This window comes from Mycobacterium sp. NGS24 (assembly GCF_059813065.1).
Window position 1 is genome coordinate 171,751 of record NZ_JCALDW010000009.1, and the last position, 23,879, is coordinate 195,629.

Annotated in this window: 20 protein-coding genes; 10 read left to right on the forward strand and 10 right to left on the reverse strand. The window is 67.3% G+C overall.

The window, feature by feature from the left end:
* The first annotated feature begins 69 nt into the window (after positions 1–69).
* Complete coding sequence (locus AC5Y6Y_RS14535) at positions 70–2,217, forward strand: elongation factor G-like protein EF-G2 (RefSeq protein ID WP_473138843.1); 2,148 nt, start codon at positions 70–72, stop codon at positions 2,215–2,217.
* On the opposite strand, the gene AC5Y6Y_RS14540 is transcribed toward AC5Y6Y_RS14535, so the two are convergent.
* Entirely contained in the window at positions 2,214–3,761 is a 1,548-nt protein-coding gene (locus AC5Y6Y_RS14540; protein ID WP_473138842.1) for a FadD7 family fatty acid--CoA ligase, read from the reverse strand. The two genes, AC5Y6Y_RS14535 and AC5Y6Y_RS14540, sit on opposite strands and share 4 nt — an antisense overlap.
* Before the next feature lie 129 nt (positions 3,762–3,890).
* On the opposite strand from AC5Y6Y_RS14540, the gene oxc reads away from it, so the two are divergent.
* From oxc to AC5Y6Y_RS14555, 3 genes are all read left to right on the forward strand, one after another.
* Positions 3,891–5,573 (forward strand): oxalyl-CoA decarboxylase, encoded by a 1,683-nt coding sequence (oxc, locus tag AC5Y6Y_RS14545; protein ID WP_473138841.1) that lies wholly within the window; start codon positions 3,891–3,893, stop codon positions 5,571–5,573.
* A gap of 116 nt (positions 5,574–5,689) precedes the next feature.
* On the forward strand, positions 5,690–6,445 hold the full coding sequence (locus AC5Y6Y_RS14550) for a L,D-transpeptidase (protein WP_463827878.1): 756 nt from the start codon (positions 5,690–5,692) through the stop codon (positions 6,443–6,445).
* 48 nt (positions 6,446–6,493) lie between these two features.
* Complete coding sequence (locus AC5Y6Y_RS14555) at positions 6,494–7,150, forward strand: O-methyltransferase (RefSeq protein ID WP_473138840.1); 657 nt, start codon at positions 6,494–6,496, stop codon at positions 7,148–7,150.
* Here the strand turns inward: AC5Y6Y_RS14555 and AC5Y6Y_RS14560 are convergent.
* On the reverse strand, positions 7,147–9,204 hold the full coding sequence (locus AC5Y6Y_RS14560; RefSeq protein WP_463828020.1) for an acyltransferase family protein: 2,058 nt from the start codon (positions 9,202–9,204) through the stop codon (positions 7,147–7,149). The genes AC5Y6Y_RS14555 and AC5Y6Y_RS14560 overlap by 4 nt on opposite strands.
* Positions 9,205–9,453: 249 nt before the next feature.
* Here AC5Y6Y_RS14560 and AC5Y6Y_RS14565 point away from each other — a divergent pair, with 249 nt between their 5' ends.
* Positions 9,454–9,984, forward strand: a complete 531-nt coding sequence (locus AC5Y6Y_RS14565; protein WP_473138839.1) for a hypothetical protein — start codon at positions 9,454–9,456, stop codon at positions 9,982–9,984.
* On the opposite strand, the gene AC5Y6Y_RS14570 is transcribed toward AC5Y6Y_RS14565, so the two are convergent.
* The 6 genes from AC5Y6Y_RS14570 to AC5Y6Y_RS14595 are packed head-to-tail and all read right to left on the reverse strand — an operon-like array spanning position 9,981 to position 17,379.
* Positions 9,981–11,153 carry a CaiB/BaiF CoA transferase family protein gene (locus AC5Y6Y_RS14570; protein WP_473138838.1) on the reverse strand — a complete coding sequence of 391 codons (1,173 nt, stop codon included), beginning with the start codon at positions 11,151–11,153 and terminating at the stop codon, positions 9,981–9,983. The genes AC5Y6Y_RS14565 and AC5Y6Y_RS14570 overlap by 4 nt on opposite strands.
* Positions 11,146–12,084 carry an SDR family NAD(P)-dependent oxidoreductase gene (locus tag AC5Y6Y_RS14575; protein WP_473138837.1) on the reverse strand — a complete coding sequence of 313 codons (939 nt, stop codon included), beginning with the start codon at positions 12,082–12,084 and terminating at the stop codon, positions 11,146–11,148. Before AC5Y6Y_RS14575 ends, AC5Y6Y_RS14570 begins: the two co-directional genes overlap by 8 nt.
* The gene (locus AC5Y6Y_RS14580; RefSeq protein WP_473138836.1) at positions 12,084–13,925 is read right to left on the reverse strand and encodes a flavin-containing monooxygenase; all 1,842 of its coding nucleotides are present in this window, start codon (positions 13,923–13,925) and stop codon (positions 12,084–12,086) included. Before AC5Y6Y_RS14580 ends, AC5Y6Y_RS14575 begins: the two co-directional genes overlap by 1 nt.
* On the reverse strand, positions 13,922–15,100 hold the full coding sequence (locus AC5Y6Y_RS14585) for an LLM class flavin-dependent oxidoreductase (protein ID WP_473138835.1): 1,179 nt from the start codon (positions 15,098–15,100) through the stop codon (positions 13,922–13,924). Before AC5Y6Y_RS14585 ends, AC5Y6Y_RS14580 begins: the two co-directional genes overlap by 4 nt.
* Entirely contained in the window at positions 15,097–16,458 is a 1,362-nt protein-coding gene (locus AC5Y6Y_RS14590; RefSeq protein ID WP_463827871.1) for an aromatic ring-hydroxylating oxygenase subunit alpha, read from the reverse strand. Before AC5Y6Y_RS14590 ends, AC5Y6Y_RS14585 begins: the two co-directional genes overlap by 4 nt.
* Before the next feature lie 15 nt (positions 16,459–16,473).
* A complete protein-coding gene (locus AC5Y6Y_RS14595) occupies positions 16,474–17,379 on the reverse strand; it encodes an SDR family NAD(P)-dependent oxidoreductase (protein WP_499930110.1) in 906 nt (301 codons plus the stop codon).
* An 80-nt stretch (positions 17,380–17,459) separates the two neighbouring features.
* Here AC5Y6Y_RS14595 and AC5Y6Y_RS14600 point away from each other — a divergent pair, with 80 nt between their 5' ends.
* Genes AC5Y6Y_RS14600 through AC5Y6Y_RS14615 form a run of 4 tightly spaced genes read left to right on the forward strand, consistent with a single transcriptional unit; the run spans position 17,460 to position 22,220 of the window.
* Entirely contained in the window at positions 17,460–19,082 is a 1,623-nt protein-coding gene (locus AC5Y6Y_RS14600) for an SMP-30/gluconolactonase/LRE family protein (protein WP_473138942.1), read from the forward strand.
* Positions 19,083–19,095: 13 nt separating this feature from the next.
* Positions 19,096–19,848, forward strand: coding sequence for a GntR family transcriptional regulator (locus tag AC5Y6Y_RS14605; RefSeq protein ID WP_473138833.1), 753 nt, complete (start codon positions 19,096–19,098; stop codon positions 19,846–19,848).
* 22 nt (positions 19,849–19,870) lie between these two features.
* Positions 19,871–21,430 carry an AMP-binding protein gene (locus AC5Y6Y_RS14610; RefSeq protein ID WP_473138941.1) on the forward strand — a complete coding sequence of 520 codons (1,560 nt, stop codon included), beginning with the start codon at positions 19,871–19,873 and terminating at the stop codon, positions 21,428–21,430.
* 1 nt (position 21,431) lies between these two features.
* Entirely contained in the window at positions 21,432–22,220 is a 789-nt protein-coding gene (locus AC5Y6Y_RS14615) for an SDR family NAD(P)-dependent oxidoreductase (RefSeq protein ID WP_473138832.1), read from the forward strand.
* Here the strand turns inward: AC5Y6Y_RS14615 and AC5Y6Y_RS14620 are convergent.
* Complete coding sequence (locus AC5Y6Y_RS14620) at positions 22,202–22,663, reverse strand: SRPBCC family protein (protein WP_473138831.1); 462 nt, start codon at positions 22,661–22,663, stop codon at positions 22,202–22,204. The genes AC5Y6Y_RS14615 and AC5Y6Y_RS14620 overlap by 19 nt on opposite strands.
* 40 nt (positions 22,664–22,703) lie before the next feature.
* The gene (locus AC5Y6Y_RS14625; protein ID WP_473138830.1) at positions 22,704–23,561 is read right to left on the reverse strand and encodes a rhomboid family intramembrane serine protease; all 858 of its coding nucleotides are present in this window, start codon (positions 23,559–23,561) and stop codon (positions 22,704–22,706) included.
* Between the two features lie 93 nt (positions 23,562–23,654).
* On the opposite strand from AC5Y6Y_RS14625, the gene AC5Y6Y_RS14630 reads away from it, so the two are divergent.
* Positions 23,655–23,879, forward strand: coding sequence for a hypothetical protein (locus AC5Y6Y_RS14630; protein WP_463827865.1), 225 nt, complete (start codon positions 23,655–23,657; stop codon positions 23,877–23,879).

The following is a 23,879-nucleotide window of genomic DNA, read 5'->3' on the forward strand; positions in this document are numbered from 1 at the left end:
CGGAGAAAAGTTGGCACTGCGTCCTGTGAGCTGGATCACCCGGAATTCCGGGAGAACTGGAGGAATGTCATGGCCGACAGAGTCAGTGCTGCCCAGGGCGCGGCTACCGCCCCCACCGCGACCGGTCCGGACGGCATTCGCAATGTGGCGCTGGTCGGGCCGTCCGGGGGCGGCAAGACTACCCTGGTGGAGGCGCTGCTGGTGCCCGCCGGGGTGTTGTCGCGGCCGGGTTCGGTGACCGACGGCAACACCGTGTGCGACTTCGACGAGGCCGAGATCCGGCAGCAACGCTCAGTAGGCGTCGCGGTGGCGTCGCTCGCCTACCAGGGCGTCAAGGTCAACCTGATCGACACACCCGGGTACGCCGACTTCGTCGGGGAGTTGCGGGCCGGTCTGCGCGCGGCGGACTGCGCGCTGTTCGTGATCGCCGCCAACGAGGGTGTCGACGAACCGACCAAGTCGCTCTGGCAGGAATGCAGCCAGGTCGACATGCCCCGGGCCGTGGTGGTGACCAAACTCGACCACGCCCGCGCCAACTACGCAGAAGCGTTGGCGGCGGCCCAAGAAGCGTTCGGCGACAAGGTGTTACCGCTGTACCTGCCCACCGACGCCGGGCTGATCGGACTGCTGTCGCAAACCGAGTACACCTACGCCGGCGGCACGCGCACCGAATCACCCGCCGACACCGACCGGATCGAGGAGGCCCGCGGCAGCTTGATCGAAGGGATCATCGAGGAATCCGAGGACGAGTCGTTGATGGACCGCTACCTCGGCGGCGAGACGATCGACGAGTCGGTGCTGATCGAGGATCTGGAAAAGGCCGTCGCCCGTGGCTCGTTCTTCCCGGTCATTCCGGTGTGCAGCAGCACCGGCGTCGGCACCCTGGAACTGCTCGAGGTGGCCACCCGCGGCTTTCCCTCTCCCCGCGAGCATCCGTTGCCGGAGGTGTTCACCCCGCAGGGCGCCGCGCACGAGGACCTGGCCTGCGATGTCGACGCACCACTGCTCGCCGAGGTGGTGAAGACCACCTCGGACCCCTATGTCGGCCGGGTCAGCCTGGTCCGGGTGTTCTCCGGGACGATCAAGCCGGATGCGACCGTCCATGTGTCGGGCCACTTCTCGTCGTTCTTCGGCCAGGACCGGACCGTCCAGGGGCACGGGGCGCTGCACCCCGACCACGACGAGGACGAGCGCATCGGGGTGTTGTCGTTTCCCCTCGGAAAGCAGCAACGGCCCGCTCCGTCCGTGGTGGCCGGAGACATCTGCGCGATCGGCAAACTCAGCCGCGCCGAAACCGGCGACACTTTGTCGGACAAATCCGAGCCGCTGGTACTCAGACCGTGGACGATGCCGGAACCGTTGCTGCCCATCGCTATTCAGGCACACGCCAAGACCGACGAGGACAAGCTGTCGGTCGGGCTGGCCCGGTTGGCCGCCGAGGACCCCACGCTGCGCATCGAGCAGAACCCGGAGACCCATCAAATGGTGCTGTGGTGCATGGGCGAGGCGCACGTCGGTGTGGTGCTCGATGCCCTGGCCAACCGCTACGGGGTGACGGTGGACACCGTCGAGTTGCGGGTGCCGCTGCGGGAAACGTTGGGCGGCAAGGCAAAAGGGCATGGTCGGCACGTCAAGCAGTCCGGCGGCCACGGCCAGTTCGCGGTGTGCGACATCGAGGTGGAGCCGCTGCCCGAGGGCTCGGGATTCGAGTTCGTGGACAAAGTGGTTGGCGGGGCGGTGCCGCGCAACTACATTCCCAGCGTGGAGAAGGGCGTGCGCGCCCAGATGGACAAGGGCGTGCACGCCGGCTATCCGGTGGTCGATCTGCGGGTCACCTTGTTCGACGGCAAGGCACACAGCGTGGACTCGTCGGACTTCGCTTTTCAGATGGCAGGTGCCCTGGCGCTGCGCGAGGCGGCGGCCGCGACGAAGGTGGTGCTGCTCGAGCCGATCGACCAGATCTCGGTGCTGGTGCCGGACGACTTCGTGGGTGCGGTGATGGGCGACCTGTCCAGCCGCCGCGGCCGGGTGCTGGGCACCGACACCGCGGGCCACGAGCGCACCGTGGTCCATGCCGAGGTGCCGCAGGTGGAACTGACCCGCTACGCCATCGACCTGCGTTCCCTGGCGCACGGGGCGGCGTCGTTCACCCGCAGCTTCGCCCGCTACGAGCCGATGCCTGAATCCGCCGCGGCCCGGGTGCGGGCCAGTGCCTAGCGCTGCGGACTGAACCGCTGCGACACCGCGCGCCGATCCAGCGAGCCCTTGGCGGTGTGCGGCAAGTCTTCGGCTACGGCGAAGCTGGCCGGAATCTCGTACGGCGCCAACCGGTCCCGGCAGAACTGTGCGAGCTCTTCGGCGGTGGCGGCTGGCCCCCGGGGCACGATCACTGCCGCGACGGCCTCGCCGTACATCGGGTGCGGCACACCGAACACCGCGCATTCCAGAACCTGGGGATGGGCGGCCAGCACCCCCTCGACCCGCTCGGGTGAGATCTTCTCGCCGCCGCGGTTGATCAGCTCCTTGATGCGGCCGCGGATGGTCAGGTCACCGGAATCCGACAGCGTCCCCAGGTCGCCGGTACGCAGCCAGCCGTCGGTGAAGTTCGCAGCGGTGATCTTCGGGTCGCCGAGGTAACCGCGCACCACGGTGGCGCCGCGCAGCCACACTTCACCGACGTCACCGGGCGCGACGGTCTTGCCGTCGGAGTCGACGATCCGGATCTCGGGTCCGGTGGAGCGGCCGACCAGGCCGGCCGACGCCGCGGGATCAACCTCCTGGTCGGCGGACGTCGTCGCCACCTGATGGGTGGCCTCGGTCATGCCGAACGCGCACAACACCGGCGCCGAGAACTCCGCGTGCAGCGCCGCGGCCACCTCCGCGGTCAACGGTGCGCTACAGCTGCGGATGAAACGCAGACTGGCCCTTCTAGTTTCGCCGCTCTCGCCGGCAGCACGCTCCAACAGGATCTGATGGATGGTCGGCACGGCCGTATACCAGGTGGCTCCGACGGCGTCGATGTCGTCCCAGAAGGTGTGCGCCGAGAACTTCCCGCGGGCCGGCAACAGCACGGCGCCACCGGATGCCAGCGTGGACAGCAGCGCCGCGACCAGCCCGTGGCCGTGGTACAGCGGCATCACCGCGACCGTCGCATCCTGTGCGCCCAGCCGGTATCCGCCGACAATGGACCGGACCGAGGTGGCGATGTTGGCGTGGGTCCACGGGACCATCTTGGGCAGGCCGGTGGTGCCGCCGGTGAACATGATCATCGCGTCGTCGTCGTGCAACCCCGCAGGGGAAACGGCGGCCGCATCGGGTGCCGTGGGCGTATCCACTCGGGCTGTACACGTACCGCCGGTGACGGCAACTGCGATCGGCCACCACGGCACCGGCGGCTCGGTGGGACCGCCGTCGATGAGCACCACCCGCACACCGGCCGCCGCGCTGCGGGCGCGCTGGTCGGCGAGCGGCAGCGCCGGATCCAGCGGCACCACGATCAGGCCCGCCCGCAGCCCGCCCAGCAGACCGACCACGAATTCGGCGCTGCTCCCGGTGCGCAACCCGACCCGGTCCCCAGCCACCAGGCCGGCCTGCGTCAGCTGGGCCGCGAGATCGTCGACCAGGTCCATCAGCCGGCCATAGCTGACCGGGACGCGATCAGCGGTGATGACCAGCGACGTCGCTTCCGGCGCGCGGTTCGCGGCCACCTCGATCAACTCGAGAATGCCCGGACGCCGTTCAGTGGTCTCATCGGCTGTCATGCCACGCTCCTTCGGGGCCGGTGCGGCTTCTACAGTGCACCCTGCCGGGGCGCAAGGCTCGCTGTCCAATGACGGGCAGCGTGAATGATGAGCAGTGACGCCGGATCACCACCTGAGGAGGGGCGACCCATGACCGCCGCGCTGACCAACGGCTTCCACCTGGTGGTGGACGCGCTGCAAGCCAACGACATCAGCACCGTCTACGGCCTGGTCGGGATTCCGATCACCGATCTGGCCCGCACCGCGCAGGCCGCCGGGATCCGCTACATCGGCTTCCGGCACGAGGCCTCGGCCGGCAACGCCGCCGCCGCGGCGGGTTTCCTGAACCGCCGGCCCGGGGTGTGCCTGACGACCTCGGGGCCCGGCTTTCTCAACGGCCTACCCGCGCTGGCGAACGCCACCACCAACTGCTTCCCGATGATCCAGATCTCCGGGTCCAGCGACCGCGCGGTGGTGGACCTGCAACGCGGTGACTATCAGGACATCGACCAGCTCAACGCGGCGCGGCCCTTCGCCAAGGCGGCCTACCGGATCGGCCGGGTCGAAGACATCGGGCGCGGTGTCGCGCGGGCGGTCCGGACCGCGATCTCCGGGCGGCCCGGCGGGGTCTATCTGGACATTCCGGGCGAGGTGCTGGCGCAGACGATGCCGGCTGCCGACGCCGCCAACTCGATCTGGCGCATCGTCGACCCGGACCCGCGGCAACTGCCGGCACCCGACGCGGTGGACCGGGCGTTGACCGTACTGGCCCGGGCACGGCGACCGTTGATCGTTCTCGGCAAGGGCGCCGCATACGCGCAGGCCGACAACGTGATTCGGGAATTCATCGAGACCACCGGGATCCCCTACCTGCCGATGTCGATGGCCAAAGGCTTGCTGCCGGACGTACACCCGCAGTCGGTCGCCGCCGCGCGTTCGCTGGCGATCAAGCGCGCCGACGTCGTGCTGCTGGTCGGCGCGCGACTGAATTGGCTACTCGGACACGGGGAATCACCACAATGGTCCCCGGACGCCGAATTCATCCAGATCGACATCGCGCCCAGCGAGTTCGACAGCAACCAGCCCATCACCGCGCCGCTGACCGGGGACATCGGTTCGGTGATGTCGGCGTTGCTGGACGGGCTGGCCACCCACCCGGTGGAGGTTGCGGCGGCGTGGCCGGATGAGCTCGGCGAACGCAAAGCCCGTAACGACGCCAAGATGCGCCAGCAGCTCAGCGAAAATCCGTACCCGATGCGGTTTTACAATGCGCTCGGTGCCATTCGCACTGTCCTGCAACGTAACCCGGACACCTACGTGGTCAACGAAGGCGCCAACGCGCTGGACCTGACCCGCAACGTCATCGACATGGAGTTGCCGCGGCACCGGCTGGACACCGGAACGTGGGGTGTGATGGGCATCGGGATGGGCTACTCCATCGCGGCGGCCGTGGAGACCGGGCGCCCCGTCGTCGCCATCGAGGGTGACAGTGCGTTCGGGTTCAGCGGCATGGAGATCGAAACCGTCTGTCGTTACCGGCTTCCCGTCACCGTCGTCGTCCTCAACAACGGCGGTGTGTACCGCGGCGACGAGATCACTGCGGCCGCATCCGACCCGGCGCCCACCGTGCTGAACATCGACGCACGGCACGACCTGCTCGCAGAAGCGTTCGGCGGCAAGGGATACCACGTGCGGACGCCGGCTGAGCTGGAGACCGCGCTGACCGAGGCACTGGCGTCGTACGGTCCCGCCCTGATCGACTGCGTGCTCGATCCCGGCGCCGGAGTGGAAAGCGGGCACCTGGCCGCCCTCAACCGCAGCAGCAAGATCTGACGACACCGGAAAGCCGAGCCCCGGCTACGCTGGCCATGTTTGCTATGACCCCTTCCGGGGGATAGCCACTAGACTGTGTGGTTGTGTCCACCGCACCATCCCGAAGGGTCGAGACCATGCGTCGAGCGGTTCGTTATCTTTTCGTCCTGGTCGCGATCACCACGATGGCCGCGGCCGGATCGGGCAGTCCCGCGACCGGCGCCGTCCCGGTCCCCCACCCGCTGCCCGGGGTGGCCTCGATATTCCCCGCCGGGGGAGCCGTGGTGGGCATCGCCACGCCGGTGGTGGTGACCTTCACTGCGCCGGTGCGGGATCACCGCGCCGCCGAACGGTCCATCCGCGTCAGTTCTCCGAGCAATATGACCGGTCACTTCCAGTGGCTCGACGGCAATGTCGTGCAATGGGTGCCGGACCGGTACTGGCCGGGCCACACCCACGTCTCCGTCGGCGTCCAGGCCCTCAACGAAGGCTTTGACACCGGTGACGAGCTGCGCGGCGTGGCCAGCATCTCCGCGCACACCTTCACCGTCAGCCGCAACGGCGAGGTGCTGCGCACCATGCCGGCGTCGATGGGCAAGCCCAGTCGTCCGACCCCGATCGGCAACTTCAACGCGATGTCCAAGGAACGCACCGTTGTGATGGACTCCCGCACCATCGGCATCCCGCTCAACTCCTCGGACGGGTACCTGATCACCGCCTCGTACGCGGTGCGCGTCACCGGCAGCGGCGTGTACGTGCACTCCGCGCCGTGGTCGGTGGGTTCGCAGGGCTACGCCAACGTCAGCCACGGCTGCATCAACCTGAGCCCGGACAACGCCGCCTGGTACTTCAACATGGTCAGCATCGGCGACCCGATCGACGTCGTGGCCTGACGCTCAGGACCGCCGGCGGGCTGATTCCGGGGGCATACAGTCGGGTGTATGGCCAATACTTTGCAAGATCCCCGGGTCGCCTCGGTGCTCGACCGGATGTATGCCGCTGCCGGCGCGCAGATGTCGCAACTGCGCGACCGGCGCGGTCAGTTCGACGGCCCGATGACGGTGCAGGAACGCACCGAAGCGATGAGCGAGTTCTACATTCCGGTGACGCCCGACGCCGGCCGCCTGCTCTACTCGCTGGTGCGGGCGAGCCGTCCGGCGACGGTGGTGGAATTCGGGATGTCCTTCGGCATTTCGGCGATCCATCTGGCTGCCGCGGTGCGCGACAACGGTGCCGGCCGGGTTGTGACCACCGAGCTCAGTGACACCAAGATCGCCGCGGCGAAGCAGACGTTCGCCGACGTCGGGTTGCAGGACGTGATCACGATCCTGGAAGGCGATGCGCTCGCCACCCTGACGGAACTGGACGGGCCGGTCGATTTCGTCCTGCTGGACGGCTGGAAAGACCTCTACCTGCCGGTGATCAATCTGCTGCAACCGTCGCTGTCGTCGGGCGCGCTGGTGATCGCCGACAATGCCAGCGCGTCGGATATGCAGCCCTACCTCGACTTTGTGCGCGACCCCGGCAACGGTTACGTGAGCTTCAACTTCCCGGCCAGGGAGAGCGACAGCATGGAGCTGAGCTGCTGGTCGAACTAGCGGACCGACTCCTCCAGCCAGGGCAGCAGCCATTTGACCCCTTCCGGAGTCAGGTGCACACCGTCGCTGCGTACCTTGATGCCGTCGACCTTCGCGGTGTAAACGCCGTCCGGACAGAGCTTTTTGTTCAGGTCGACGATGCCGACATGCGGATGCTCACCGATAGCGTTGCGCAACATGGTGTTCCACTGGTTGACCCGGTCCGGTTGGTCTTCGGGATACAGTCGGCCGTCCGGCTTCTCCCCGCCCCGGCTGTACGGCACCGTCGCCACCATCACCCGAACACCGGTGGAGCCGACGATGTTGAGCGCCCGGTGCAGTTCTGAGTTGAGGTACGCGTCGAACGTCGGGTCGCCGATATGCGTCCACTTTCCTTCGTTGACCCGGTCGACCGTCTCCCACCGCCCGATCACCAGCAGCGCGACGTCCGGCCGATCCTGGCTGATCTGGGTCGCCCAACGACCGGGCCACGAATCGCATTCGGAACGCTGCTCCAGCGTCTGACCGATGTACCGGTACGGCGTGCCGCGCACCAGGCTGCAGCCGATGACGGTGTGGTCGATGAACCGGAAACCGGGTGTCGGCGGCAGGAAGTGCATCATCGTCCAGCCGATCGAATCGCCGAACACCGAAACGGTGAACGGCTGATTGGGATCGCGCGGGCCGGGGGCGGCGGTGGGCTGAGCGGCGCCCGGTGGCGACGGCGACACCGCCGCGACCGCCGACACGCCGGGCGGCAGCCCGACCTCCCGCAGCCCCGCTCCGACCGGGACCACCAGGATGGTCGCCGCGGCGGCACTGGCAACGGTGGCCGCGGCCAGCGGCAGCAGCGGCACCCGTTCCGGGCGCCAGCGCCGGATGGGTTGCTCGATCGCCCAGTACGACACGCCCGCCACCGCCAGCGTGACCGCGCAGCGGGCCGCGAACAGGCCACCGCCCGACCACCCGGTGCGTTCACCGTTGAGCACCAGGAAGATCGGCCAGTGCCACAGGTAGACGCCGTAGGAGATCATGCCCAGCCACACCAGCGGACGCCACGCGAGTACGCGGGCAACGGCGCCGCGCTGCTCCATCGCCACCGGTGCCACCACCAGCACCGCCGCGACGGCCACCACGATCAGCAGGCCGTGGCGGAACTCACCGGCGCTTCCCGTCGCGTAATGCGTGACCGCCGCCAGCGTGCCCAACCCGACAAGTGGCAGCGCCCGGGCGGCCCGTCGTCCCCAGCGGCTGCGGATCAGACACCAGCCGCGGTTCAGCGCCGGCCAATCCCGGACCAGCAGTGCCGATGCCGCGGCACCGATCAGCAACGCCTGCGCGCGGGTGTCGGTGCCGAAGTAGATCCGGTCGCGATTGCCGTCGCTGGTGCAGACGATGGCGGCCGCGGCGGAGGCGACCACGCCCAGGGTGGCGATCACGAAGGCGCTGAACCGGACGTGCCCCACCGTGGTCTTGCCGAAGTAGCGCCGGGCGCGGGCGGCCAGCAGCAGCGTCACCGCGATCAGCAGCACCGGCCAGACGATGTAGTACTGCTCTTCCACCCCCAGCGACCAGGTGTGTTGCAGCGGCGAGGGTGGTGCGCCCTGGGTGAAGTAATCGGTCTTCTGGGCTACGAACCGCCAGTTGGCCAACCAGCAGAACGCGGCGATCGCGTCCCCGCGCAGGCCGTTGAGTGACTGGTAGGGCAGCAGTTCCCGGGCCACGCTGACGGTCAGCACCATCAACAGCAACGCCGGCAGCAGTCGGCGCGCACGCCGAATCCAGAAGCCGCGCAGGTCGATCCGGCCGCTACGGCCGAGTTCGTCGAGCAACAGCGAGGTGATCAGGAAGCCGCTGAGCACGAAGAAGATGTCGACGCCGATGAATCCGCCGCTGACTCCCGGGATGCCACCATGTCCGATCAGGACCAGCGCCACCGCTATCGCCCGCAGTCCGTCCAGCGCCGGAACACCGCTGTGCCGCTCTTGCCGATCCCATCCCGCCGACCGGCCGACGCGTCGGACCGGGGCCACCCAGCGCCGCCGGAATGCGGAATCGGCCGGTGCGGCTGGTATCCCGCCCGGCTCAGTCCTTGTCTTCAGCGCGCCCTGACCGTGTGGTCGTCCGGCGCCGTCCTTGCTGCCGATACGTCGCTACCCCTCGAAGTTGATCCAAGAAATCCTAGAGGCGCGGGCCTCGCAAGCCCGGCAGGACACGCCACGGTCACGGAGCCCGCTCGATGTTCTGTGGAAGGGCCACAGCAACTTCCGTACCCTGGACGACGCGCAACCGCGCACCCGGTCGGCACGGCAGAAGGCATCCACATGGGCTGGTTCACCCGGCGTCGCAAGACCAGTCCGGGCGAGGAAGGCGCTGCGGTGGAAGTCATCTCGGGCGACGCCGCCGCGGTCGCGGCCGGACCCGCATGGACTGGTCGCGCGCTACTGCTGCCGGCGGTGCCGAGTCCCGCCACGGCGGCCGAAATCGCCGGTCGTGCCGTCGCGGCAGCCCAGACGCTGTCCGCAGTCGAACTCGACTTCAGCCCGGCCTCGTTGCACGACGTGGACGCGATCCTGGACGGCTTCCGCGGGCCCGGGTCCGACCTGATGGCCGAACCCATCTTTGTGCTCGGCTGCTACCTCGGCGAGGTCATGGTGCGCAACGCCGGCTACGTATGGGTGGACACACCGGCCGAGCTCGCGCAGCATCTGGGCTCGCTGACCGTGTACCACCCCGGCACCCACACCCACGCCAACCCGATCAGCAAAGCCTTCAAGCGGGTCGATTACGGCAGCCCGGACAATCTGACGTACTTCTACCGGGCCTACACCACCGACAGTCCGCTCTTCGACTAACCGGGGGGTTCGGAGTCCACCGGCATCAGGCCCAGTTCTGCCAGCACCGCCTCAGTGTGCGCGCCCAGCTCCGGGGCAGGACCGGCGACGCGACCCGGCGTCCGGGAGAACCACGTGGGCACTCCGGGAAAGCGCACCGGTCCGTGGGGCGTGTCGACGGTCTCGAAGAAGCCGACCGCGTCGAGTTGCGGATCGTCCAGCAACTCCGCCGGACTGGACAGCGGGGATGCGGGTATCTCCAGTTCGCGCAGCAGATCCAGCCACTCCTGCGTGGTGCGCTCGGCGAACGTCTGGGCCAGCAACCCGTAGACGGTGTCGATCTGACTCGCCCGCCCCGCCAACGTCGTGTACCGATCGCTGGCCCAGGCCGGTCGCACCGCGTCGACGAATGCGGCCCAGTGTTTGTCGTTGTAGATCAGGGCGGCGATGTGGCCGTCGCTGGTGCGGTACGGCCGTCGGTTGGGCGCCACCGCGCGCGGGTAGACCGCGGGACTCAACGGCGGGTCGAACATCGCGCCGTTGACGTGTTCGACCAACATGAACGACGCCATCGCCTCGAACATGCCGACTTCGACCTCTTGCCCCTCACCGGTGCGCTCGCGGTGGAAGAGCGCCATCGTCGTCGCGTACAGCGCGGTGAGGCCGGCGACCTTGTCGGCCAGGATCGTCCCGACGAAGTTGGCCTCGCCGGTCAGTTGCTGTTGCACCGACGGCAACCCGCACGCGGCCTGGATGGTGTCGTCGTACGCCGGCAGGTCGCGATTCGGCCCGCGCCGCGAGTAGCCGTAGCAGTTGGTGTACACGATGGCCGGGTTGACGGCCGCGACCTCGACATAGCTCAGCCCGAGGCGGGCGATCGCCTTGGCCCGCATCGAATGGATGAACACGTCGGCGCGTTCGATCAGCGCCCGCAGGGCGCGCTGGCCGGCGTCTGACTTCACATCGATGGCAACGCCGCGCTTGCCGCGGTTGACGTTGACGAAGACGCCGCTCATGCCGGGCGCCGGGCCCACCGATACGTAGCGGGTGTCGTCACCCCGCGGGGGTTCGATCTTGATCACGTCAGCACCCATGTCGGCCATGATCTGCGTGCAGTACGGCCCCATCACCATCGCGGTGAGGTCGACGACGCGGACGCCGGCCAGCGGGCCGGTACCAGCCTCAGACATGGTGCGCGCGCTCCCGCATTGCCCAGGCCGCAGAGTCGAAGCTGTACCGGATGTGCTGGGCGTGCCCGTCGGGGACCACCGGGAATTCCAGTGGCGCCGCGAGGTTCCGGATGGCGTAGAGCTGTTCGGCGACATCCTCGACGGTCCATGACAAGCGTTGCACGCCCGGGCTTTCGGCGATCACCGCGCGGGCGATCCGGCCGGCGATCGCGATCAGCATCTCGCCGTTCACCGGGCAGGATTCGTGCGCCAGCAACCCCACCACCGGTGCCACCAGCTCGGTCCCCATCGGGGGGTATTGCGAAATATCAAGGCCGTCAGCCATTCTCGTCACCGCTGACGGGACGACGACGTTGCACAGCACCCCTTCCGCCGCGCCTTCGAGTGCGACGACGTTGGACAGTCCGATCACGCCGGCCTTCGCGGCCGCATAGTTGGCGACACCGTGGTTACCGTACAGCCCGCCGATCGAGGAGGTCAGCACGATGCGGCCGTAACCGGCGCCGCACATCACCGGGAAGGCGGGACGCACCACGTGAAAAGCGCCCCGCAGATGCACGTCGAGGACGGCGTCGAAGTCCTCGTAGCTCATCTCCTTCAGCGAACCGCGCCGCACCGTACCGGCATTGTGAATCAGGATGTCCAGCCGCCCGTACTGGTCGAGTGCGGCCCCGACGATGGCCTGCCCACCCGCGGCGGTGGTCACCGATTCGGTGCAGGCGACGGCCGCACCGCCGGCCGCGTTGATCTCGTCGACAACCTGCTGTGCCGGGCCGGCGTCCACGCCGCCACCACCGGTCAGCGCGCCGCCGGTGTCGTTGACCACGATGCTGGCCCCGCGGGCGGCCAGCATCAGCGCGTATGCGCGTCCCAGGCCCCGGCCGGCACCGGTGATCACCGCCACCCGATCGTCGAATCTGAGTTCAGCCATCACGGTTCCAGGATCAGCCCGTCCAGCTTGCCGCCGGCGCGCCACTCGGCGAGTAGGTCACCGAAAGCATAGAAGCCCGGACCGTACGGCTCACCCAGATGCGACCGGATGCCCTCGGTGCCGCCACCTTCGTTGTTGTAATAGCCTGGCGTGCAGGCCTGGTCGAACGCGCTGTTGTCGATCGCCGTCTCGCGGATCGTGGTGCACCAGTCGTCCTGCGCCTGTTGGCTGGGCTCGACCGTGGTCGCGCCACGGGCCAGCGCTTCGGCGATGATGTAGGCGATGTGCTCACCCTGCAGTTCGTAATTGGCTGCGATGTTCGCCGAAATGCCGACCTGGGTGAATCCGGTGAAGAACTGGTTGGGGAAGCCGCGGCTGGTCATGCCGTGCAGCGTCTTATAGCCGTCGCGCCAGTAGTCGAACAGCGACAGGCCGTCGCGGCCTTCGATCGCCTCCAGTGAGTACCGGCGGCTGATCTCGGTCGTGATCTCGAACCCGCTGGCGTAGATGATGCAGTCGACCTCATACTCGACACCGTTGGCCACCAACCCGTTTGCGGTGGCGCGCTCCACGCCCTTGGACGACGACACGTCGACCAGCGTGACGTTAGGCCGGTTGAACGTCGGGAGATAGTCGTCGTTGGTGCACGGCCGCTTGCACAGGAAGTTGTAGTACGGTTTGAGCGCCTCGGCGGTCTCGGGATCGTCGACGATGTCTTCGATGCGCCGGCGCAGCCGCTCCATGACCTTGTAATCTTCCTCCTCCCGGATGGCCATGAACTGTTCCGGGGTCATCGCTGCGGGATCCTCGAGCGCCATCACCCTGGCCGCGGTGTTGCGGCCGAGCTCGGTCCAGAAGTCGCACACCAGATCTGGCTGGCCGGGCGCCATGCCTTCGAACGTCCAGGCGTGAAAGTTGCGCTGCCGCTCTTTCTGCCATCCGGGTTGCAGCGATTTCACCCATTCCGGATCGGTCGGGGTGTTGTTGCGCACACCGACCGAGGACGGGGTGCGCTGGAACACGTACAGGTGCTTGGCGTAGCGGCCCAGAAACGGCACGATCTGGATCGCGGTGGCGCCGGTGCCCACCACCGCGACACGCTTGTCGCTCAATCCGTCGAGTCCACCGGTGGCGTCGCCGCCGGTGTAGCTGTAGTCCCAACGCGATGAGTGAAAGCTATGTCCCTGAAAGTCTTTCAGGCCCGGGATGCCCGGCAGCTTGGGACGGTGGAAGGGACCCGACGCGACGACCACGAACCGCGCCCGGATGTCGTCGTCGCGGTTGGTGCTGACCCGCCAGCGCTTGATCTCCTCGTCCCAGCGCAGCGCCCGCACCTGGGTGGAGAACAGCGCGGCGTCGTAGAGCCCGTAGTGCTTCCCGATCCGGCGGCAATGCTCGTAGATTTCGGTACCGTCGGCGAACTTCTTGCTCGGGATATAGTCGAGTTCCTCTAATTGCGGTATGTAGCAATATGATTCGTTGTCACATTGCAGCCCGGGGTAGCGGTTCCAGTACCACACTCCGCCGAAGTCGCCACCCAGTTCGATGATGCGCACGTCCTCGACGCCCGCCTTCTTCAGGTGCGCAGCGCACAGCAGCCCGCCGAAGCCGCCGCCGAGCACGGCCACGTCGATATCCGCCGAGATCGGATCGCGCACCAGGTCCGGCGAGTGCGGGTCGATCTCGTAGTATCCGGCGAAGTCGTCGACGAGTTCGATGTACTGCTTGGAACCCTCCGGACGCAGCCGCTTTTCGCGTTCCTGGCGGTACTTTTCGCGCAAACCGTCCAGGTCGATGTCGATGGGCGCCGACGTCGGCGGGCAGTCGGAGACTCCGGTCATGCCAGCGCGTTCTCCGGTAGCGCGGCCGGGTGCAACGGTGCCGCCATCTCCTGCACCGCCGGCAGTACCTCCTTGGCGAACAGCTCCGTGCTGACCGTCGCCTCGTCGTAGGGCATGGTGCCGAACTGCGGCACGATCGTCAGTTCACAGAACGAGCACGCTTCCTGGGCCGCTTTGATCCGGTTGAAGATTTCCTCGGGAGTCCCGATCAGCAGGTTGGAGGCGTGATAGCCCGGCGTCTTGGGCGCACCCTTCGAGTCGTGTGTCACCGAGGACGCCAGCACCGCGGTCGCGGTCGCTTCCCGGGCCGCATAAGCCTCATAGCCCTTGACGCCTTTGAAGTTCGAGGCGTCGGCGAACCCGTAGTGCACGGTGACGTCGCGGTTGGCCGTGTAGATCCACTCCTCGGACTTGGCCGCACCATCGGGATCGGCCGTGCAGTACATGAACATCACGTTCTTCGGCTGACACGGTGGCAGACCCTCCTCCTGCCGGAAGGTGTTGACCTTCTGCACTTCCCGGCCGGCATCCTCGATCGGTTTGTTGCCGACGAACAGCGGCACCATGCCGCGCCGGGAAAGGATCTCCAGCGACTCCGCGGTGGACGACGAGGAATAGATGCGGGAGAACAGGTCCCGACTCCGCGGCTCGGGCCGCAACGACATCTCGGGCACCTTGAAGATCTCTCCGTCGTAGGAGAACCGCTCCCCGGAGAACGCCAGCTCCAGGATGTCCAGCGTCTCGTTGAACCGCTGGCGGCTCTCCTCCCTGGGCACCCCGACGGCGTCGAACTCGCCCTTCGACACACCACGGCCGATCCCGATCGTGGTGTACCGGCCGTTGGAGATGATGTCGAGGTAGGCGATCTGGTGCGCCAACCGAATGGGGTGCCACCACGGCGCCACCGCCACAAAGGTGCCCAGAGCGACCCGTTCGGTGCGACCGGCGAAATAGCTCAACGCCTGAATCGGGTTGGGTGTCATGCCATAGGGCGTGCCGCAGTGCTCGGGCATCCAGATGCCGTCGAACCCGAGCGGCTCGGCCAGATCGGCGATCGCCAGTGTGCTCTGCACACATTCCCAGTCCGGGGTTGCGGGCGGCTGGCTGAAGTCCTCGGCCAGCACTCGCTCCCAGTCGTGCGAATTGTGTGCTCCGAAGCCAAGGTTGACCTTCATCGTTGAATCTCCGTCTCTGTTGCAAGGGCCTGCGGCGCGCCCCGGCCCAGGTACTCGGCGAGGTTGCGGTGCAGGTTGGCGGTACTGCGTTCCATGTAGGGGTTGGGCTTGGGGCCGCGGAAGCCCAGGGACTTCATTCCTTGCTGCACCGCGGCCATATTGGAGAAGTCCTGCGGCAGGACGCTGCGCCAATTCGGGTCGTCCGGCGGCGCATACACCCACTCGGTGTGCGGCTCTTCGCCTTTCGGATACAGCTCGTAGCAGGACGCTTCGAAGATGCACTCGTCGGGGTTGTAGCCGTGCGGGCGCGCGCTGTAGCACAACGCCGTGGTCAGACCCTGCCCGATCTGGAAGTTGGGGAATATCTGCCAGGCGGTGCCGCTGTTGGCCAGGTGTTCGGGATCGATGGTCGGCCAGACCACGCCGCGGTCGGCGTCGTCGCGGCGTGCCGAGGTCAGCCAGTGACTGAGCACTCTGTCGGCGGGCGCGTCGTCGGGCAGCTCGTCGACCAACCGCAACGCCGCGTTCACCAGTGTCTGAGTGGTGGTGGCGTTGGTCTCTTCCAGTGTGTAGAGCTGCATTTCGGCCGTCGAGACCCGCGGGTCCGCCCCGGTGCCCAACCGGATCTTCGACTTGGTCTCACCGAGATCCGCCGGTGCGTCGTAGCCGATGTTGCTGTGCCTGCCGTGCGCGGCGGCCCAGCCGCGGAAGTTGCCGAACTTGTTGAACTGCGGGTGCGTGGTGGCGACATGGTAGGTCTCGTTGAAAGCCTCCATCGCGACCTTCCAATTACATTGGAAATGCAGCCATTTGCGCCACTTGCAGCGCATGTCGGCCAGATTGAACGGATCGAGCATGGTCGCTGCCGGTTCTAGGTAGTCGCGCAGCGGCTCGGCCGCCGGGTCCATGTTGATCCAGATCCAGCCGCCCCAGGTGTCGACGTTGACCCTGCCCAGATGGGTGTTCTCCGGGGTCAGCGCCCCCTGCCAGTCCGCCCGTTCGGGGATGTGGGTGCAGTTGCCGTCCTGGTCATAGGTCCATCCGTGAAATCCGCAGACGAACGACTTCTTGTGGCCGCAAGCACTTTTCGCGCCGGCGGGGGTGTCCACCAGCCGACGGCCGCGGTGCACACACACGTTGTGGTGGGCCTTGAAGGTGTCGGGTCCGGTGCGCACCACCAGGATCGAGTCGTCCAGGATGTCGTAGGTCAGGAAGCTACCCACCTTGGGCAGATCTTCGACGCGCCCGACCTGCTGCCAGACCTTGCGCCACAGCTTGTCCCGTTCGGCGCGGGCGTAGTCCGCAGAGATGTAGGCCTCGACCCCGATCGTGACCGGTGCGGTCAGATCGTCATTCATCGCTTCCCCTTCTCCTCAACGCTTGATCGCAGCGCGGAACGACTCGTCCTTGAGGAACAGCGAGGTGTTGTCGGCACCCAGGTGTCCCCACTTGAGGTTCAGACCGCCGTCGACCAGCAACGTCTGTCCGGTGATGTAACTCGACAGATCGGACAGCAGGAACAGGATCGCACCGGCGATTTCCGCCGGGCGCCCGCGCCGGCCCATCGCGATGGCACGTCGGTCCCGTTCGGGATCGTCGTCGGTGTAGGTGCGCGACGCCGGTGTCTCGGTGACCCCGGGCGCGACCGCATTGACCCGGATCGCCGCGCCCCCGTCGTCGTCACAGGCCAGTTCGGCGGCCATGGTCCGGGTCACTGCGACGATCGCGGCTTTGGCGGTGCCGTAGGCGATATGGAACGGCGCGGTGTTCAGCCCGCTGATCGACGAGATGGACACGATCGATCCGGCGCGCCGGTTGCTCTTGAGCTCCGCGGCCACGGCCTGGCTCATGAAGAACATCGTCTCCAGATTGCGGGTGAACAATTCCCGCCAGTCGCTGCGCGTCACCCGCGTCGCAGGCATCCACGTCGACGGGTCCGCACCACCGGCCACGTTGACCAGACCATGCAGTTCTCCGTCGGCCTGCCGCGCCGCTTCGATCGTGGCCGCCACGCCGTCATCGGTGGACACGTCGGCGGCCACCGGTACCACCGGCAACCCTTCGGCTACCAGCGGACCCAGGTGCCGGTCCAGATTGTCCTGGCCGCGACTGACGCCGATCACCGTCGCGCCGGCCTCGGCGACCACGCGCGTCACAGTGGTGCCGATGCCGCCACCGGCAGCGCCGGCGACCACGACGACGCGTCCGGCGAGACCGAGCAGATCCGTGCTCACCGAATTGTCCGGACAAGATAATGATGTGCACCCATTGGAGAGCATGATTCTCTCTACGTAGCGTGCACGTCAAGGCCGGCCGCGGAATATCGACGAACTATTGTCTGGACCACGGCACGATTGCTATCGTCCGAGCGGTGATAGCCGGAACCGGATCGTCGCACCCAACTGGCCAACTTGGCCGGTACCCCGTCCCGTACTCGCCCACTTTGGCCGAAGGGTGGACACTGATTCGGCTCACCGATCCCAGCCGTCTGTTCGGGGCCAACGGCATCCGCACCGGACCGGACGGCCGGATCTACATCGCCCAGGTGACGGGCAGCCAGATCAGCGCGCTCGACATCGAGACCGGCCTGGTAGACACGGTCAGCGCCAAGGGCGGCGACATCATCGCACCCGACGACGTCGCGTTCGGCCCCGAAGGCAACCTCTACGCCACCGAAGTGATGGACGGCCGGGTCAGCATGCGCGACGCCGCCGGCCGCACCCGGGTGCTACGGGACGACCTGCCGTCGGCCAACGGCATCACGGTGCACCGGGGCAGGTTGTTCATCAACGAGTGCCGCACCGGCGGGCGGCTGCTCGAACTCGACCTCAACGGCGGGGCGCCGCGGGTGCTGCTGGAGAACATTCCGATGCCCAACGCGATGGAGGTGGGGCCGGACGGAATGCTCTACTTCCCCGTCATGACCGCCAACGAGATCTGGCGCATCGACCCCGAAGGCGGTGCAGCCGAACGGGTTGCCGGTGACCTCGGTGTCCCCGACTCGGTGAAGTTCGACGCCGACGGCTACATCGTGTCGACCCAGGTGCACAGCGGCCAGGTGCTGCGCATCAATCCGCGCACCGGTGAAAAGACCGTACTGGCCAGCCTGAACCCGGGTCTGGACAACTGCACCTTCGTCGGCAACCGGTTGTTCGTCTCCAGCTTCACCGGCGAGATCACCGAAATCGGTCGCAACGGTGACTCGCAGACGGTGCTCAAGGGCGGGTTGAACTGGCCGTTGGACCTGACGGTCGGACCCGACGGGCAGCTTTACATTGCCGACGGCACCTTCTTCTACACGCTTCTTGACGACGGCACGCTGCGGACCGTCGGAATGTTGTTCAGCCCCGGCTATCCGGGATTCCTGCGCGGACTGGACTCGACCGGTCCCGGCGAGTTCGTCGTCACCACCTCCAACGGAGAAGTCACCCGCTACCGGCCCGCGGACAACGAAAGCGAAGTGCTGGCGGCAGGTTTCGATCAGCTCTACGGTGTGGCGGCGGCATCGGACGGGACCGTGTTCGTCGCTGAACTCGGCACCGGTCGGGTGCTGGGACTCCGCGGCAACCAGGTTCAGGTCCTGGCCTCCGGTCTGATCGATCCGGTCGGCGTCGCGATCGACCGCGACGGCAGCTGCCTGGTGTCGGAGACCGGCCGGGTCCGCAGCCTCGACGGCGGGTTGGTGTTCGACGGTCTGCAGCGGCCGCAGGGGCTGCTGGTGCTGGGCCGGCAACTCTACGTAGTAGACACCGGCGCAAAGGAAGTCGTCGCCTTCGACCTGGACACCGGTGTCCGGACCACCCTCGCTGCGGATCTGCCGCTCGGCGCCCCGCCGGGCATCACACCCAAACCGCTGCGCGGCATGCCGCCGTTCTCCGGTCCTCAGGGACCGTTCGCGGGTATCGCCGCCGGCCCCGACGGCACGCTGTACATCTCGGCCGACGGCGACGGCAGTCTGCTGGCCCTACGTCAGGAATCCTGAAGGGCCACCGGCAATGTCCTCACCACCTTCGGAAGCAAAAGTCGTCGACCACCGGTACCTGCAGGTGGCCCGCACGTTGCGCAAGGAGATCGTGGACGGCATCTACCCGGTGGGATCGCAGCTGCCCACCGAGCACGAGCTGTGCGAGCGGTTTGCGGTCAGCCGGTACACAATCCGGGAGGCGTTGCGACGACTGCGCGACGACAACCTGGTGTCGTCGCGGCCACGCACCGGAACTCTGGTGGTGCCGCGACCGTCGTCGGATTCGTATGTCCAGCATGTCATGTCGATCAACGACCTGCTGGCGTTCGCCACCGGCACCAGGTTTGCGATCGAATCGGTCGCGATGGTCACCATCGACGGAGAATCGGCCGCACGCAGCGGGCTGGCCGTGGGTGAGCAGTGGCTGACCGTTCGTGGCTTTCGTCGCTCCGACGACTCCGAGACCGCGTTGTGCCGCACCGAGTACTACATCAACCGCGCGTTCGCGGCCGTCGGCAGACTGCTGCAGCGCCACGAGGGACCGATCTTTCCCTTGATCGAGGACCTGTTCGGGTTGAGCATCGTTGAGGTGCAACAGGAAATCATCGCCGTCCTGCTGGCCCCGGAAGTGGCCGACGGCCTCGATGTGGAGCCCGGCACGCCGGCGCTGCAGGTGCAACGCACCTACCGTGCCTCCGACGGCCAGGTCGCCCAGGTCACGATCAATACCCACCCGGCGTCCCGCTTCCGCCATTCGATGACGATGCGACGAGTGCGTGGGTAGGAAGCTGATCGGCGGCCGCCTACTGCGCTGGGACGATGACCGAGCCGCGCAGGCCTACGCCCAAGGTTATTGGGGCCGTGCCACATTGGCAGATGCCCTCGAGGACGCCGCTCGGGACACTCCGGAGCGGATCGCGCTGGTCGACGGCGACTACCGACTGTCCTGCGCCGAGCTGCATCGGCAGGCCACGGCATTGGCCCACGCGCTGCACGCGCGGATCCCGCCGGGCAGTGTGGTGTCGTTCCAGCTGCCCAACTGGCATGAAGCCGCGGTGATCTACCTGGGCGCCACGTTGGCGGGCATGGTGGCCAACCCGATTCTGCCGTCGCTGCGCGATCGGGAGCTGCGCTTCATCCTGGAGGACGCGGACAGCCGAGTGGTGTTCATCCCGCCTGATTTCGGCGGCTACGACTATGTCCCGATGTTGCGTCGGGTCACCGCCCAGCTGGAGTCAGCGCCGGATGTCGTCGTGGTGCGCGGTGACGGCGGACCCGACGAGATCCCGTTCCGGTCACTGCTCACCACGCCGCGAACGCCCGAGCCGTTGCCGACACTGGATGCCGATGCGGTCCGGATGATCCTCTACACCTCGGGAACCACCGGTCGCCCCAAAGGCGTTCTGCACAGCCATAACTCGATTCACGCGCTGATCCGACAGATTCGCGAGCACTGGTTCGTCTCGCCAGGGGACGTGTTTCTGGTCGCCTCGCCGATCGCCCACATCGGCGGATCCATCTACGCCTTCGAAGCACCGCTGCTGCTCGGCACCACCGCAGTGCTGATGGACCGCTGGCATGCCGAGAGCGCGGTGCGGATCATGCGGGCCCAGCGTTGCACGCACATGGCGGGCGCCACACCGTTTCTGGAGCAGCTGCTGGCGGCCGCACAGCGCGCCCACACCCGCCTGCCCGATCTGAAGTTGTTCATCTGTGGTGGCGCTTCGGTGTCACCGTCACTGATCCGCAGCGCGACAGCGTATTTCGAAGCAGCCGTGGTGACCCGGGTGTACGGTTCGACCGAAGTGCCGGTGACCACGATCGGAGCGCCGCGGGACCGCGATCGTGCCGCGGATACCGACGGCCGGGTCGGGGTCGCAGAAGTGCGGCTGATCGACGACGAGATCCGGGTGCGCGGCCCACAGATGCTGGTCGGCTACCTGCACCCCGAGGACGAGGACGGATCCTTCGACGCCGACGGCTATTTCCGCACCGGGGACCTGGCGCGCTGGGTCGGCGATGGATACCTGGTGGTCACCGGCCGGGCCAAGGACATGATCATCCGCAACGGCGAGAACATCTCCCCCAAGGAGGTCGAGGACGTGCTGACCAACCATCCGGGGATAGCCGAGATCGCCGTGGTCGGGCTGCCCGACCACCGCACCGGCGAGCGGGCGTGCGCGGTCGTCGTCGCCGCCGGTCCCGGCCCCGACGTGCACGACTTGCGCAGGTTCCTCGAAGCCGCGGGCGTTGCGCGCTTCAAGGCACCCGAGCAAGTGGTTATCTGGGCGGGTCTGCCGAAAAACGATGCGGGGAAGATCCTCAAGCATCGGATCCGGGCGGAACTGATGGCGGAAGATCGGTGACATGCAGGTAGCGATTGTGACGGGGGCGACCGGCGGCATCGGATTCGGTTGTGCGACAAAGCTTGCCGACGCGGGGGTGGCGGTGTTGGCTACCGGTCGCGACGAGGGCCGGCTCGCTGAGCTCAGTCGCGCGATCGGCGATCCCGCACGGGTGGCGACCCTCGCTGTCGACCTCGTCGACGACGACGCGCCCCGGCAGGTTGTCGCTGCTGCGCTGGACCACTGGGGCCGTGTCGATTTCCTGGTCAACGCGGCCGGAGTGGGCAGCCCCAAACCGCTACACGAAACCGACGATGAATCGTTGGACCATTTTCTGCGGCTGATGTTGCGCGCGCCGTTCCGATTGGTGCGCGAGGTGCTGCCGCACCTGCAGGCCGGTTCGGCGATCATCAACATCACCTCCACATTCGCGGTCGTGGGCGGCATGCGCGGTGGTGCCTATTCGGCAGCCAAGGGCGGTCTGACGGCGATGACCACCCACATCGCCTGCCAGTACGGGGCACAGGGCATTCGCTGTAATGCGGTGGCTCCCGGGGTGATACAGACGCCGATGACCGAACATCGCCTGCAGGACGAACGTTTCCGGCGCATCAACACCGAGATGACACCGCATCAGCGATTGGGCAGTGTCGACGACGTCGCCAGTACGGTCGCGTTTCTGTGCTCGCCGGGTGGTGCCTTCATCAACGGACAGACGATCGTCGTCGACGGCGGATGGAGTTCCACCAAGTACCTGTCCGAGTTCGCGCTGACGTCGGAATGGAAAGCGGCTCAGCCTGATTCAAAATGACGCCGGATGCCGGACAGCATCTTGGTGTGCGCCTCGGCCGCCGCGCGGACGGTGAACCCGGCCAGCGGTCGCGGCGCGGCGAACCTGATCCGCTCGGTGACCAGCGTGCCGCCCTCGATCGGCGCGAAACTCACCGTGCCCCGCAGCCGCACGCCCGGGGACTGGTCGGCCTCGGTGTGTACGTCGCCGTCGACGGGAACATGCAGCCGCGCCCGGTAGCGGACCTTCATCGTGATCGGCCCCAGCGCGATGCGGTCCACCACCCGGTAGCCGACCCGGTAGCCGTCCGGGGTGTCACTGCGATCGAGCAATTCCACCGAGACGATCAGCGGGTGCACCAGTTTGATGTTGCCCAGGTCGACGTAGTAGTCGCGCACCTCGCCGGGCGGGGCGGGCACCTGTTCGCTCAGCGTCCGCTCGGCCTGCGCGGTCCACCAGGTCATACCGGGCAACCTACCCCGCACGGGAACCGCCGCCCCGGCGTCAGGTGAGTTGGTTGAGCAAATCGGCCGTGCGCCACCAGATCAACGCCCCGAACAGGCACAGCGCTGCCACGGTCGCGGCGGCCTGGACCAGGTCACGTCGTTGCCGTGGTGCATACATGTAGGCCGCCGCGATCGCGCCGCCGGCCACCAACCCACCCACATGCCCCTGCCAGCTGATCGCCTGCGAACTGATCGCCGGCACCACGAACGTGAACGCCAGGTTGATGAGGATGACCGCCACCACCCCACGCACGTCGAGGGTGAGCCGCTTGGCCAGGACGAACATCGCCGCGAACAGCCCGTAGATCGCGCCGGATGCGCCCGCCGTGGCCGTGTTCAGCGGTGCGAGCAGGTACACCAGCACCGAACCACCCAGTCCACTCAGGGCGTAGAGCGCGACGAACCGCAACCGGCCCAGCCACATCTCCAGCGGTGGCCCGACGAAATACAGCGCCAACATGTTCAACCCCAGGTGAGCGGGGCCGTAGTGCAGGAACGCCGAGGTCACCAGGCGGTAGTACTCGCTGTACGCCGCCACCGCCGGCGGCCACAGGGTGAACTGCCGTTGCACCGCGACCGAGGCATACTCCGCAACGAACGCCAGCACGTTGATCACGATCAGCGCGTAGGTGACCACCGGCCGGTCCGAGCCCTCCCGCCCGCCGAAGCGGGTCCGCGGCTGCCGTACGGTGGCCGCGCCCGCCTGCACGCACTGCTCACACTGGTGACCGACCGCGGCACTGCGCATGCAGTCCCCACAGATCGGCTGTTCGCAGCGGGTGCAGCGGACGTATGTCTGGCGTTCGGGATGCCGATAGCAGGTCGGCGCATCGGCCGGCGGCTGCGAAGTAGTCATGGCGCCATTCTTGCCGGGCGTCCGCTGCCCGGCGCCGCACCCCCGCCACCGGGACTATTCCCTCGCCTGCCTGGTTCACCTACTGTGACAGAGGTGGAGTCACACGGAACCCCCGAGTTGGTGGCCGTCGAAGATTTGCACTCAGGCGATCCGATCACCGACAACGGTCAGCGGTACATCGTGCTGGAATCCAAGGCCGTCGGCGACGGCTGTGTGGTCCTCGAGCTGGAATCCCGGGTGGACCACCACCTCCAGGTGATCGAGAAGTCGTTCCCCACCGGCTATCACGTCGGCCGGGCGAATCACCGGCACTTGTAG

Excerpts from the sequence above, each read along its gene's own strand:
- AC5Y6Y_RS14580 (WP_473138836.1), bottom strand. The coding sequence starts at position 13,925 with ATGACCGGAGTCTCCGACTGCCCGCCGACGTCGGCGCCCATCGACATC.
- AC5Y6Y_RS14540 (WP_473138842.1), bottom strand. The coding sequence starts at position 3,761 with ATGACAGCCGATGAGACCACTGAACGGCGTCCGGGCATTCTCGAGTTG.
- AC5Y6Y_RS14570 (WP_473138838.1), bottom strand. The coding sequence starts at position 11,153 with ATGTCTGAGGCTGGTACCGGCCCGCTGGCCGGCGTCCGCGTCGTCGAC.
- AC5Y6Y_RS14620 (WP_473138831.1), bottom strand. The coding sequence starts at position 22,663 with ATGACCTGGTGGACCGCGCAGGCCGAGCGGACGCTGAGCGAACAGGTG.
- AC5Y6Y_RS14590 (WP_463827871.1), bottom strand. The coding sequence starts at position 16,458 with ATGAATGACGATCTGACCGCACCGGTCACGATCGGGGTCGAGGCCTAC.
- AC5Y6Y_RS14595 (WP_499930110.1), bottom strand. The coding sequence starts at position 17,379 with ATGCTCTCCAATGGGTGCACATCATTATCTTGTCCGGACAATTCGGTG.
- AC5Y6Y_RS14575 (WP_473138837.1), bottom strand. The coding sequence starts at position 12,084 with ATGGCTGAACTCAGATTCGACGATCGGGTGGCGGTGATCACCGGTGCC.
- AC5Y6Y_RS14625 (WP_473138830.1), bottom strand. The coding sequence starts at position 23,561 with ATGACTACTTCGCAGCCGCCGGCCGATGCGCCGACCTGCTATCGGCAT.
- AC5Y6Y_RS14555 (WP_473138840.1), top strand. The coding sequence starts at position 6,494 with ATGGCCAATACTTTGCAAGATCCCCGGGTCGCCTCGGTGCTCGACCGG.
- oxc (WP_473138841.1), top strand. The coding sequence starts at position 3,891 with ATGACCGCCGCGCTGACCAACGGCTTCCACCTGGTGGTGGACGCGCTG.
- AC5Y6Y_RS14585 (WP_473138835.1), bottom strand. The coding sequence starts at position 15,100 with ATGAAGGTCAACCTTGGCTTCGGAGCACACAATTCGCACGACTGGGAG.
- AC5Y6Y_RS14565 (WP_473138839.1), top strand. The coding sequence starts at position 9,454 with ATGGGCTGGTTCACCCGGCGTCGCAAGACCAGTCCGGGCGAGGAAGGC.
- AC5Y6Y_RS14550 (WP_463827878.1), top strand. The coding sequence starts at position 5,690 with ATGCGTCGAGCGGTTCGTTATCTTTTCGTCCTGGTCGCGATCACCACG.
- AC5Y6Y_RS14605 (WP_473138833.1), top strand. The coding sequence starts at position 19,096 with ATGTCCTCACCACCTTCGGAAGCAAAAGTCGTCGACCACCGGTACCTG.
- AC5Y6Y_RS14535 (WP_473138843.1), top strand. The coding sequence starts at position 70 with ATGGCCGACAGAGTCAGTGCTGCCCAGGGCGCGGCTACCGCCCCCACC.
- AC5Y6Y_RS14615 (WP_473138832.1), top strand. The coding sequence starts at position 21,432 with ATGCAGGTAGCGATTGTGACGGGGGCGACCGGCGGCATCGGATTCGGT.